Below are 12,328 nucleotides of genomic sequence, written 5' to 3' on the forward strand. Positions count from 1 at the left end.
GATTCGGCGACGTATTAGCGTTTAAACGTTTTCACGCACAGCAAATAATTAATAAGGACTGCAGCAGACTATGGCAACGCCTCCACATCCTCGCAAAATCTTGATTACCAGTGCCCTTCCGTATGCCAATGGACCGATCCATCTTGGGCATATGGTTGAATATATCCAAACCGATATCTGGTCACGTTTTCAGAAAATGCGCGGTCATGACTGCGTCTATGTCTGTGCCGACGATGCGCACGGGACTCCGATTATGTTGCGTGCCGAAGCCGAAGGCATTACCCCGGAAGCCTTAATTGCCAAATCATCCGAAGAGCACCAGGCCGATTTTGCCGGATTTAACGTCGCATTCGACCATTATCACAGCACCAACTCTCCGGAAAACAAATATTACGCCGAGTTGATCTATAACCGTCTTAAAGAGAAAGGTTATATTGCACGCAAATCGATCTCGCAGTTCTATGATCCGGAAAAATCCATGTTCCTTCCGGACCGTTTCGTCAAGGGAACCTGTCCGAAGTGCGGGGCCGAGGATCAGTATGGCGATAACTGTGAAGCCTGTGGCGCAACCTATGCACCGACCGATCTGGTCAATCCGAAATCCGCGGTTTCCGGTGCTACGCCGATTGAAAAAGACTCCGACCACCTGTTCTTCGAACTGGATCAGTTTGCCGACATGCTGAAAAGCTGGACCCGCGAAGGTCACCTGCAGACTCAGATCGCCAACAAAATTGATGAATGGCTGGATAGCGGTCTGCGCGGCTGGGATATCTCCCGCGACGCACCTTACTTCGGTTTTGAAATTCCGGGCGAGAAAGATAAATACTTCTATGTCTGGCTGGATGCGCCGATCGGCTATATGTCGAGCTTCAAAGCCTATTGCGAAAAATCCGGATTAGATTTTGACGAATATTGGGCTAAAGACTCCAAGGCCGAGTTGTATCACTTCATCGGTAAGGACATTATTAACTTCCACGCCCTTTTCTGGCCGGCAATGCTTTCCGGAGCCGATTTCCGTACCCCGGATGCGGTCTGGGCGCACGGCTTCCTGACCGTTGACGGTCAGAAAATGTCCAAGTCGCGCGGTACCTTCATTATGGCCAAGACGTATCTGGAACATCTGAATCCGGAATATCTGCGTTATTACTTCGCAGCCAAGCTGACCAGCCGTATCGACGATATCGACCTTAACCTGGAAGATTTTGCCCAGCGCGTGAACTCGGATCTAGTCGGTAAAGTCATCAATATCGCCAGTCGTTGCGCCGGTTTCGTCAAGAAAAAATTCAACGGCAAACTGGCCGAAAGCTGGTCGGATTCTGCTAACGAACTGTACCTGCAGTTCGCTAATGCTTCCGAAGAGATCGCAGGTCTGTACGAAAAACGCGAGTACGGACACGCCATGCGCGAAATTATGGCGCTGGCCGATCGCGCCAATGAATATATTGCCGAAACCGCCCCTTGGGTTCTGGCTAAAGAAGAAGGGAAAGAAGCCGAGTTGCACGAATCGGTTTCGGTCGGGATCAACCTTTTCCGTGTTCTGATGAGCTATCTGGCGCCGGTTATTCCGGCAACAGCGGAAAAATCACTGGCATTCCTCAACCTGGAATCCTGGGAATGGGAAGCAGTGCATCAGCCGTTAATGGGTCATGAAATCAACAAATTCAAAGCTTTGATGACGCGTCTGGAAATGCCGGCTATCGAGAAAATGGTTGAAGCCTCAGCCCAATCTCTGACGGCTAAATCAGTTCCGGACGGCAAAAAAGACGACAGTAAACCGAAGAAACAATCCCAAGAGAAAAAGATGAGCGAAAACAAGCAAACGGCCGAAACCGGCGAATTCGACCCACTGGCGGAAACCATCACTATTGACGACTTTGCTAAAATCGATCTGCGCATTGCCAAAATTGTCAACGCCGAAGCGGTTCCGGAAGCAGACAAACTGATCAAACTGACTCTGGATATCGGTTTTGAACAGCGTCAGGTATTTGCCGGCATCAAGGCCGCCTACAATCCGGAAGACCTGATCGGTAAACTGACGGTCATGGTCGCCAATCTGGCGCCACGCAAAATGCGTTTCGGGCTGTCCGAAGGAATGGTTCTGGCCGCCGGCCCGGGCGGATCGGATCTTTATATTCTGAACCCGGATGACGGCGCTAAACCGGGTATGCGTGTCAAATAATGTTTCATTACGGATGTTAAGCGCTGAATGATCCTTGCCGATCAGACATTCAGCCTCGAACATTCAAAACACTTTAGGGATACAGATGCAGGATTACGCAATCATTTTGATTAGTACCGTTTTGGTCAATAACTTTGTATTGGTCAAATTCCTCGGTCTGTGTCCCTTTATGGGAGTTTCCAAAAAAACCGATGCCGCTCTGGGCATGGGTCTGGCGACAACCTTCGTACTGACGCTGTCGTCTGTTCTCAGTTACATTATCTACACCTATCTTCTACAGCCTTTCGGGCTTGAATACCTGCAAACAATTGCCTTTATACTGGCCATCGCGGCGGTCGTCGGCTTTACCGAAATGGCGATTCACAAGACTTCGCCGGTACTGTATCAGGTGCTGGGTATTTATCTACCGCTGATTACCACCAACTGCGCCGTTCTCGGGGTTGCTTTGTTGAATGTCGGAGAACAGAACGACTTTATCGAATCGGCTTTTTACGGTATGGGCGCGGCGATTGGCTTTACCCTGGTCATGGTTCTGTTCGCCTCTATCCGTGAACGTCTTGAAGTAGCGGATATCCCCGGCCCTTTTAAAGGGGCTCCGATTGCCTTGATTACCGCCGGCTTAATGTCGATGGCCTTTATGGGCTTCGGAGGTCTGGTCTGATGGATTGGATTCACGGGCTTGAAGCGCTGGGAATTTTTCTTGCGCTGGCACTGCTGTTTGGACTGGCACTTGGCTATGCGGCTGTGCGCTTCAAAGTCGAAGGCAACCCGATGGCCGATCAGATCGACAAGGAACTGCCGCAAACGCAATGCGGCCAGTGCGGTTTTCCGGGCTGCCGTCCATATGCAGAGGCGTTGGCCAACGGTGAATCCGAGGTCAATCTGTGCGTTCCCGGCGGGACCGAAGTCATGATCAAAATTTCCGAAATCACTGGACGCGAGCAGAAAGCGATGGAAGACACCTCGGCGGATGAAAAAGCGAAGGAAACCGCCTTTATCGACGAGGATCTTTGTATCGGTTGCGTGCTATGCATTAAAGAGTGTCCGGTCGATGCGATTCTCGGGGCCACGAAAATGATGCATACCGTGATCCAGCAGGAGTGCACCGGCTGTGAACTGTGCGTCCCGGTTTGTCCGGTGGATTGCATCGAAATGCGTCCGCAGGAAGTCAATCTGAAAAACTGGCAATGGCCGGCACCGAACGAACCTAAAAGCGCACTGCCGAACGACTCCAAGCCTCTGGCAAATCTGTTGCAGGAGAATTCGTAAATGAGTCTGCTGCAATCACTGGCGAACACCCTGGCACCGATCTATCCGATGGCAAAACGCTTGCTGTACCGTTTTCATGGCGGCGTATTTCCGCAATACCATAAATCGCTCAGTGCACGTAATCCGGTTCATGCCCGCTTCATTCCGCAGGAGTTGATTCTTCCGCTGGCCCAGCCGGTCGGTGAAGAAGCGAAACCCCTGGTCGAAGTCGGCGAACAAATCCGTAAAAACCAGTTGATCGCCCGTGCCGACAGCAGCGCCGACAAGAAATTGGTGGTTCCGGTGCATGCCCCGACATCCGGAGTGATCGCCGCCATCGAACCGCGCACTCTGCCGCACGCGTCCGGATTGCGATCGCTGTGTATCGTAATCAAGCCTGATGGTCGCGATGACACCATCGACAACGCTTTGAACAGCAACGGCGAATGGCCGGCAGAACCTCAGCCGTTGAAAGATATCCTCGCCGATTCCGGTATTATCGGTATGGGCGGCGCCGGCTTCCCGACTTACGCCAAACTGCCGCGGGAAAAAGGCAAAATCCGTACGCTGATTATCAACGGCGCCGAATGCGAACCTTTTATCAGCTGTGACGACCTGTTGATGCAAACCCATGCCGAGGAAATTTTGCTCGGCGCGCAGATCACGGCTCATGCTCTCGGGATCGACGAAATCGTTTGCGGTATCGAAAACAATAAACCGCAAGCGATTCATCAGATGCAAACGGCCATCGAACAGCTCTCCGGCTCGCAACCAACTCCGGTTGCCAGCCGCATCCACGAAGTCGCTACCGTTTATCCGATGGGTGGACAGAAGCAACTGGTATACGAAATTACCGGAGTGGAACTGGCCGCGCGCGGCCATGCGATTGACCAGGGCATTCTAATGATGAACGTCGCGACCCTGCGCGCCCTGTACCGCGCCGTCGCCTTCGGAGAACCTCTGACTTCGCGTCTGGTGACGGTCAGTGGCCAGGGATTGCACAAAGGATTTAATATTGATGCGTTGATCGGAACCCCTTTCAACGCTCTGGCCGAACTTGCCGAGCCGAAATCGACGCTTGATTACCCGCTGATTATGGGTGGCCCGATGATGGGGGTACAGATGCCTGATAACGCGGTACCTGTAATAAAAACCACCAACTGTATTCTTGCCAACCCGCCTGAACCGAGAGAAATGCAGATGCCGTGCATCCGTTGCGGCGAATGTATGGACGCCTGCCCGGTCAATCTGCTGCCGCAACAGATGTATTGGCACGCTCAGGGGCATGAATATGAAAAGGTTGAAAAACTGAATGTGTTCGACTGTATCGAATGCGGCTGTTGCAGCTATGTCTGTCCGAGCCATATTCCGCTGGTACAGTACTACCGTCACGCCAAAGCCGAGATCAAACTGCTCAATGCCGAGAAAGAAGCGGCGGAAGTGGCCAAAAAACGCCATGAATTCAAACTGGCGCGTATCGAACGTGAAAAAGCCGAACGCGAAGCGCGACTGAAAGCGAAAAAAGAAGCTGTCAAAAAGCAAACTGCCGATAAACCGCAAGCCGACTCGGAAACTTCCGCCAAATCCGCAGCTGCCGCCCGTGCCGCCGCAGCGAAAGCAGCAGCCTCTAAAAAAGCGTCTGCTGACTCGGGCGACAAGCCGTTAAGCGCCCGCGAAAAAGCGATACTGGCGGCACAAAAAGCCGCCGCCAACAAACAGGGACAGACCGACAAAGACAAGAAAGTCAAAGGCCAGAGCCTAACGACCGGCAAAGACAAGGAAGCACAGGCAGAAGCGGCTAAAAAACGCGCCATGGCAGCGGCCAAAGCAGCCGCCGCTAAAAAGCAGACAGCGGAAAAAGACGCATCGCAGGAAAACAAGCCTTTAAGTGCTCGCGACAAGGCGATTGCTGCTGCCAAAGCGGCCGCTGCTAAGAAAGCCGCACAAAAGCGTGGCGAAGAAAACGTAGCTGCGGCAGTAACCGAAACTGATACCGCTCAGAATTCCGATCAAAAATCTGATCACAGTAAAACACACAAAAGCAGCGCTCGCGACAAGGCAATTGCTACAGCCAAGGCGGCAGCGGCCAGAAAGAAAGCGCAAAAAAATGAAACAGATTCTTCCGAAGCAGCTGACACCCAAACAACCGATTTAACTGCGGATACCCAGGAGACTTCGCCAGCACTGGAAAAAGAGCAGGCGCGCCGCGCCGCTATCGAAAAAGCCAAAGCGGCTGCTCAGTCGCGCAAACTGACGCAAAGAAAACAGGAACAACATAGCGATAAATCCGAAAACGTCGTAAGCGAAAAAACGTCATCAAAGACAGGCGATACGGAAGACGCTGAACAGATTTCTGCGCAGCAGAGTGATCACGAAAAGACAAAAGACGATGCCAAGTCGGCGGCCAAAAAAGCCGCTATGGCCGCCGCAAAACGTGCGGCTGAAAAACGCGCTCAACAGCGTGCTGAACAAAAACTGGCCGAGAGCAAAGCCGGCGACGGAAAAGAACAAGAAGAGGAAACGCATTGATGAATCCGGCAAGCATGCCTATCCCCCCTTCCTCGCCTTATGCGCACAACGATCAGACCGTGCGCAAGGTGATGCTGCAGGTTCAGCTCGCTGCCATGCCGGCACTGCTGATGCACATTTACCTGTTCGGTTTCGGTATTGTCGTTCAATGGCTGCTGGCGGTCGTTACCTACCTGATCGTTGAATACAGTATGCTCAAGCTGCGCGGCCGTCCGGTAATTCCTTTTCTGACCGATCTCAGCGCGCTGATTACCGTCACCGGTCTGGTGTTCTGTATTCCGCCGACGGCTCCCTGGTGGGTGGTTGTCACCGGCTCGGCCTTTGCGCTGATCTTCGGAAAGCATATCTACGGAGGTCTGGGTTACAACCCTTTCAACCCAGCGATGCTTGGTTACGCTTTCTTGATTATCTCTTTCCCGGTACAGATGACCACTTGGATTATGCCGTCGGAAATCAACGGCCACTATCTTGGTTTTATGGACGCGATTGAGGTCATTTTCACTGGCGCTTTAACTTCCGCCGACTTTGATATGCTCACCGGCGCAACGCCTCTGAACGAGATGCGTATCGGCATCGCTCAAGGAGTCACCGTTGCCGAAACGCTGGCTCCGATCGCCGGTCATACCAGCCAGACGCATTACTGGCTCGGTCTGAACAGCTGGGCATGGATCAATATCGCCTTTCTGGTCGGCGGTATTTATCTGCTGTATAAGCGTACGATCCGCTGGCAGTTTCCGGTCGGTTTTTTAGGTTCCCTGTTTCTGATGGCGTGGATTTTCCACGGCTATAATCCGGAAATGTACCCGCCGGCAAGCTTTGTTCTGTTGAGCGGCGGAACCATGCTGGCCGCGTTTTTCATCATTACCGATCCGGTCTCCGCCAGCACAACCCCTGTCGGGCGTTTCATCTACGCCTGCGGTATCGGGGTTCTGGTGTATGTAATCCGTTCCTGGGGAACTTTCCCCGACGGATTGGCTTTTGCCATACTGCTGATGAATATCGCTGTTCCTCTAATCGACCAGTACACCCAACCGCGCGTGTTCGGGCATAAGCGATAGGAGAGAGTTGTGAGCCAAAAATCGCAAAAACCGATGTTCAATTCCGCTCTGTTTCGCGCCATGGGCAACTCGGCCGGAAAACTCAGCGCCTTTGTGGTGATCTGCATTATTCTGCTGCTTGGCGTTCGCGCCCTGACCGGACCAAAAATCGATGCCGCCGAACGGCAGAATCTACTGGATCGCTTCAATGAAGTTTTGCCGGCGGAATACTATGATAACGATCCTCTGGCAGATACTAAATTGCTCAAAGACCCTAAAATTCTGGCTCGTCTCGGCGCCAAAGATCCGGTAACGGTCTATCGGGCACGCAAGGGAATTGAACCGACCGGTGCGATTTTTCAAGCCATTGCGCCAAATGGTTACAGTGGTAACATTTATATTCTGATTGGCGTCTTTCCTGATGGTCAGGTTTCCGGCGTACGTGTTCTCAAACATGCGGAAACCCCCGGACTCGGCGATAAAATCGAATTGCAGAAACATGATTGGATTCTCTCTTTCGACCGCCGCATCCTGACCCCCGGCAACCAGTATGATTGGGCAGTGAAGAAAGACGGCGGTGATTTCGATCAGTTCACCGGTGCGACCATTACGCCGCGCGCTGTCGTCGGAGCCGTTAAACATGCGCTTGAAGTGGTCAACGAGTTAGGAGATAAGCTGTATGACTGATACCAATACTCTGGCGGATACTCCGAATTCAACCGCCGCAGATGCCATTGAAACAACGCCGAACGTCTGGCAGGCAAAAAAAGCCGAATACAAAAAGATTATGCTCAACGGCCTGTGGCAGAACAACCAGGCCATGGTCGCCCTGCTGGGCCTGTGTCCGCTGCTGGCAGTATCCAACAACGCCGTTAACGGTTTGGGGCTCGGACTGGCAACGCTGGCGGTATTACTGGTTTCCAATACGCTGGTTTCCCTGATTCGCAGTCACGTCTCCGATGAAATCCGTATTCCGGTGTATATCGCCATTATCGCGACGGCCGTCACCATGATCGACCTGCTGATGAACGCCTATTTCCATACCTTACACGGCATACTGGGCATCTTTATCCCGCTGATCGTGACCAACTGTGCGATTCTCGGCCGCGCCGAAGCCTATGCCTCAAAAAACAGCGTCGATAAAGCCATCGTTGACGGTTTCTTTATGGGACTGGGCTTTTTGGTGGTACTGGTTCTGCTGGGCGCCTTGCGCGAGATTATCGGTTCTGGAACGCTGTTTGACCAAGCGCATCTGATGTTCGGCGAAACGGCGCGCAACTGGACCATCACCTTCAGCGACGACTATCAAGGTGTTCTGCTGGCAATTCTGCCGCCGGGAGCTTTTATCGGTTTGGGTCTGCTGATCGCGGCCAAAAACTATATCGACCAGAAAAAAGCCGCCAAACTGCAGAACGACCTCGGCATTAAAATCGCTATCAAATAGTTTATGATCCAGTCTGTTGCAGCAGCCAATCTTCGTAAAACTCAAGACGTAATTCGGACTGCATGGTCGTCAGCCAGATTTTGCCCGGCGAGACTTCAAACAAATAGGGATAAGCCAGCCAGGCCCCTTTGCATTGCGCCACAATCAACGGATCACTCCAGCTCTCTCCGTCATCTTCAGAATAACACACTGCCAACTCCTCGCGGTGCCATGAAGCAGCCACTTCCGAGAACTGCCCGCCGCGTCGCGGAAACTCCGTTTCACCCTGAGGATAGAGCGTGTTATAGACCATTAACAGACGCCCGCTTGCCAGACGTTTCAACATCGCCGGCGAACTGCTCGCCTCGATCCCCGGATGAATCTGCGTCCAACTGCGCCCGTCATCATAGGAATAGGCGTGCCAGAAGTAATCCTGATTGGTTCTAATGCAATACCAAACCCTGTCAGGCAATTCAACCAGCGTCCCTTCATAGCAGCCACCGTGATGGCCGCGTCCGCCGATATCAAGTTTGTTGCTCGCATGCCAACTCAAACCGTCATCGTCGGAACGGAAACTCAAACTGTAATGGCGCGCCTGCTGATAATCCAGGTTCTGCGCCGACAGCACGATCGCCCCGGATTCAAGCTGAATCATGGTCGAACTGACCGCCGCATAACCGGTCTGAATTCGTATCGGTTCCTGCCAACTCCGTCCTCCGTCTTCACTGCGAACAACATAGTGATATAAACGGGAATTCTTTGTCGGCGCATTGCGCTTTTTAACCCAGTTGAAATGGTACTCCTCGGCATTCAGGAAAGAGAGAATAACGGTACCATCCCGAGTACAAAGCAGGCTGTGCGCATCGGTCGCTTTGAATGGCATCTGCTCGGAAAATAGCTCAAATGCCTGCCAATCTTTGCCGTCGTTCGCGGACAGATAAGCGGTTTTCCCGTGGATACAGAGCAGATCCCCGTCGCAGTTGCGGATAAAAGGCCCGTTATGCTCGATGCTCAACGGACGAATACCCTCCGCCAAGAAAACCGGCGCATCGGTTTTCGGCGCTTTGGAAAAATTCAGTTTTATCTGCGGGTACTCGATCATTTTCTGCATTCGTATGTCTCTTGCTGTCGTCGCCCTAGGCTGTGATAGGTTGCTGCAATAGGTTGTAAAAGGCTTCGATAAATTCTTATCTCACTTATGTATGAATTATGGCGCATCCGTATCCTGACGTTCAATCATCGCAAAAGAATTTCCGGCCAGACAAGCAAGTGCGTCAAACAGGAAATTTATCAAGATAATTTGGACTCGACCGACAAATCCGCTATGATTCTGCCACCGAGCTACGATTGATAAAATTCCGTGAAAACACCGTCTTATGAATAAACAGAAACGATTAGAAATATTCCAACGCCTCAGCGAAGCGATTCCGGAACCGGAAACCGAGCTGGAGTATTCCAGTACTTTTGAGCTGCTGATCGCGGTGATTCTTTCCGCCCAGGCAACCGACAAAGGCGTCAATATCGCCACCCGCAAGCTGTTTCCGGTAGCCAATACGCCGGAAGCGATCTATGCCTTGGGCGTAGACGGTCTTAAAGAGTACATCAAAACCATCGGTCTGTTTAACTCCAAAGCGGAAAACATTATCAAAGCCTGCAAAATGCTGGTAGAACTGCACGGCTCGGTGGTTCCGGACAATCGTAAAGATCTTGAAGCCCTGCCGGGTGTCGGCCGCAAGACGGCGAATGTCGTTCTCAATACCGCTTTCGGTCAGCCAACCATGGCAGTCGATACACATATCTTTCGCGTCTCCAACCGCACTAAACTGGCGCCGGGTAAAACCGTGCTTGAAGTGGAAAAGAAACTGCTCAAAAATGTACCGAAAGAGTATCTGATCCCGGCACATCACCTGCTGATTCTGCACGGCCGTTATACCTGCACCGCTCGTAAACCGCGCTGCGGCGCCTGCTGTATCTACGATTTGTGCGAATACAAAGAAAAAACCGAGTAATAACCGGATAATCTCATGCTATATACATCCGAAAGAGACAAATTACGCCTGTTCTATGTCGAATGCTGGAAAAAGGCACGCAACGGCCTGCCGATGGACCCGATGGAGCAGATGGTCGCGCGCGTGATCGAAATGCACCCGGAATATCACGCCATGCTGGAAAACGAAAAACTCGGCAACGAGTACAAGCCGGAAGACGGCGAAACCAATCCGTTTCTGCACATGGGCATGCACCTCGGCCTGCAGGAACAGGTGGTTATGGATCGTCCGGCCGGCATCAAAGCGGTCTATCAGCAACTGGGGGAAAAGCTCGGCGATGTGATGCAGACCGAACACGCCATGATGGACTGTCTCGGCGAAATGATGTGGCAGGCGCAACGCTCGCAGTCCGAGCCGGACGAAATGGCCTACCTCAAGTGCCTGCAAGAACTGCTGGTCAAATATTAAGGCGCATTTCTTGGATTTCCGGCAGCACACCCCTTATGCTTTGCGCGAGCTGCAATCCGAATATGAATTTCAACTTTATAGCGACGGAGCCTACTTCAAGCAATGCCAGCTTGGCGGCTGGGGTCTCGCCATCTATAACAAAACCGGACAGCTCATCGACAGCCTTTCTGGCGTACAGATTTCCCATTCCAGTCTGGAAATGGAACTGATCGCAGCGATTAAGGCATTACAGTGGCAACTACAGCAACACCCCGGCAGCCCGATCGCCCTTTTCACCGACGCACAGATTCTGCTGGAAGGCCTGTTTGATAAATACCCGAAATGGCAGGAAAACAACTGGCATTCGGCCAACGGCAACCCGGTCGTTTATGCCGAACTCTGGCAACAACTCTACTCTCTGGCACAAAGCGCCCCCGTCGATTTTTACTGGATTAAAGGCCATACCACCAACAAACAAAACCAGCTTGCCGATCAGCTCGCCAGAGAAAAAATCCTCCAATCACAGCAATCCTGAATAAACTGCACAAGAACGGATATATACAACTAAAAACTGCAAAAGAGCGTCTTAAAAAGATCGTTATTGCAAAGTCTATCAAATTTGTTTCCAATAGCTTTTAACAAGGTAATATGGCTTAGACAGAATCTTCTAACGAAAAGGAAACAATATGGCTAAGAGAAGCCGTATAGCTCTGCTTATTGATTGCGACAACGTCAGCTACAATTCAATTGAAGGTGTGCTTGAGGAACTCGCCAAATATGGAACCGTGAATGTCCGCCATGCCCATGGAGACTGGAATAATCAAAGCCTTTCCGGCTGGCGCGACAAACTGCATCCGAATGCGATAAGACCGATGCAGCAATTCGCTTATACCAAAGGAAAAAATGCCACCGATTCGGCCATGATTATTGATGCCATGGATTTACTTTACAGTGGCAATGTCGATGCTTTCGCCTTAATGACCAGTGACAGTGACTTTACCCCGTTGGTTCTGAGAATGCTTGAAAGCGGTCTGCCGGTATACGGCTTTGGTGAAAAGAAAACCCCGCAGCCGTTTGTTGATGCCTGCTCCACATTTATCTACACAGAGAACCTGGATTTGGAGAAAGACGAACAATCAAACTCACCGATCCACCAAACCAAGCGAAGCAAGAATGAATTGCGCGGAGACACCGCTCTTGTACGATTGTTGCGGACCGCGGTAGAACAGACTTCGGACGACGATGGTTGGGCACACATGAGTAAAGTCGGACACTATATCTCCAATAACAGTTCATTTTCACCGGTCAATTACGGATTTAAAAAAGTGAGTGATCTGATCAGAGCCAGCGAGCTTTTCGATATTGAGATGCGCAACGACGGTTCTGCAATGTATATAAGAGACGCGCGCCAATAAGGTTGTAGGAAGAGAATTTAACAGCCCTGTTTTCACCTCAAAGCAATTACTTTCCAACCGAG

The 12,328-nt window shown here is 51.6% G+C and carries 12 protein-coding genes; 11 read left to right on the forward strand and 1 reads right to left on the reverse strand.

Annotated features, from left to right (window positions below; genetic code table 11):
* Positions 1 to 70: 70 nt before the first annotated feature.
* The 7 genes from metG to J3999_RS05990 all read left to right on the forward strand — a co-directional run bounded on the left by metG (position 71) and on the right by J3999_RS05990 (position 8,437).
* The gene (metG, locus tag J3999_RS05960; protein ID WP_208127007.1) at positions 71 to 2,179 is read left to right on the forward strand and encodes a methionine--tRNA ligase; all 2,109 of its coding nucleotides are present in this window, start codon (positions 71 to 73) and stop codon (positions 2,177 to 2,179) included.
* A gap of 85 nt (positions 2,180 to 2,264) precedes the next feature.
* The gene (rsxA, locus tag J3999_RS05965; protein ID WP_173284844.1) at positions 2,265 to 2,840 is read left to right on the forward strand and encodes an electron transport complex subunit RsxA; all 576 of its coding nucleotides are present in this window, start codon (positions 2,265 to 2,267) and stop codon (positions 2,838 to 2,840) included.
* Entirely contained in the window at positions 2,840 to 3,448 is a 609-nt protein-coding gene (gene rsxB / locus J3999_RS05970; RefSeq protein WP_173284842.1) for an electron transport complex subunit RsxB, read from the forward strand. The genes rsxA and rsxB overlap by 1 nt, the downstream gene beginning before the upstream one ends.
* Positions 3,449 to 5,956 carry an electron transport complex subunit RsxC gene (gene rsxC, locus J3999_RS05975; RefSeq protein ID WP_208127008.1) on the forward strand — a complete coding sequence of 836 codons (2,508 nt, stop codon included), beginning with the start codon at positions 3,449 to 3,451 and terminating at the stop codon, positions 5,954 to 5,956.
* Positions 5,956 to 7,014 carry an RnfABCDGE type electron transport complex subunit D gene (locus J3999_RS05980; protein ID WP_243755332.1) on the forward strand — a complete coding sequence of 353 codons (1,059 nt, stop codon included), beginning with the start codon at positions 5,956 to 5,958 and terminating at the stop codon, positions 7,012 to 7,014. Before rsxC ends, J3999_RS05980 begins: the two co-directional genes overlap by 1 nt.
* 9 nt (positions 7,015 to 7,023) lie before the next feature.
* Positions 7,024 to 7,680 (forward strand): electron transport complex subunit RsxG, encoded by a 657-nt coding sequence (gene rsxG / locus J3999_RS05985; RefSeq protein ID WP_371811864.1) that lies wholly within the window; start codon positions 7,024 to 7,026, stop codon positions 7,678 to 7,680.
* The gene (locus J3999_RS05990; RefSeq protein WP_208127009.1) at positions 7,673 to 8,437 is read left to right on the forward strand and encodes an electron transport complex subunit E; all 765 of its coding nucleotides are present in this window, start codon (positions 7,673 to 7,675) and stop codon (positions 8,435 to 8,437) included. The genes rsxG and J3999_RS05990 overlap by 8 nt, the downstream gene beginning before the upstream one ends.
* A gap of 1 nt (position 8,438) precedes the next feature.
* Here the strand turns inward: J3999_RS05990 and J3999_RS05995 are convergent, their stop codons facing one another.
* On the reverse strand, positions 8,439 to 9,527 hold the full coding sequence (locus J3999_RS05995; protein ID WP_243755333.1) for a sialidase family protein: 1,089 nt from the start codon (positions 9,525 to 9,527) through the stop codon (positions 8,439 to 8,441).
* Between the two features lie 265 nt (positions 9,528 to 9,792).
* On the opposite strand from J3999_RS05995, the gene nth reads away from it, so the two are divergent.
* The 4 genes from nth (at position 9,793) to J3999_RS06015 (ending at position 12,266) form a co-directional block, all read left to right on the forward strand.
* On the forward strand, positions 9,793 to 10,425 hold the full coding sequence (gene nth / locus J3999_RS06000) for an endonuclease III (RefSeq protein WP_208127010.1): 633 nt from the start codon (positions 9,793 to 9,795) through the stop codon (positions 10,423 to 10,425).
* A gap of 15 nt (positions 10,426 to 10,440) precedes the next feature.
* The gene (locus J3999_RS06005; RefSeq protein ID WP_208127011.1) at positions 10,441 to 10,872 is read left to right on the forward strand and encodes a DUF1841 family protein; all 432 of its coding nucleotides are present in this window, start codon (positions 10,441 to 10,443) and stop codon (positions 10,870 to 10,872) included.
* A gap of 10 nt (positions 10,873 to 10,882) precedes the next feature.
* Complete coding sequence (locus J3999_RS06010; protein WP_208127012.1) at positions 10,883 to 11,386, forward strand: RNase H family protein; 504 nt, start codon at positions 10,883 to 10,885, stop codon at positions 11,384 to 11,386.
* Positions 11,387 to 11,537: 151 nt separating this feature from the next.
* Positions 11,538 to 12,266 (forward strand): NYN domain-containing protein, encoded by a 729-nt coding sequence (locus tag J3999_RS06015; protein WP_208127013.1) that lies wholly within the window; start codon positions 11,538 to 11,540, stop codon positions 12,264 to 12,266.
* Positions 12,267 to 12,328: the final 62 nt, after the last annotated feature.

The organism is Thiomicrorhabdus sp. 6S3-12 (genome assembly GCF_017571475.1).
Classification (GTDB): domain Bacteria; phylum Pseudomonadota; class Gammaproteobacteria; order Thiomicrospirales; family Thiomicrospiraceae; genus Thiomicrorhabdus.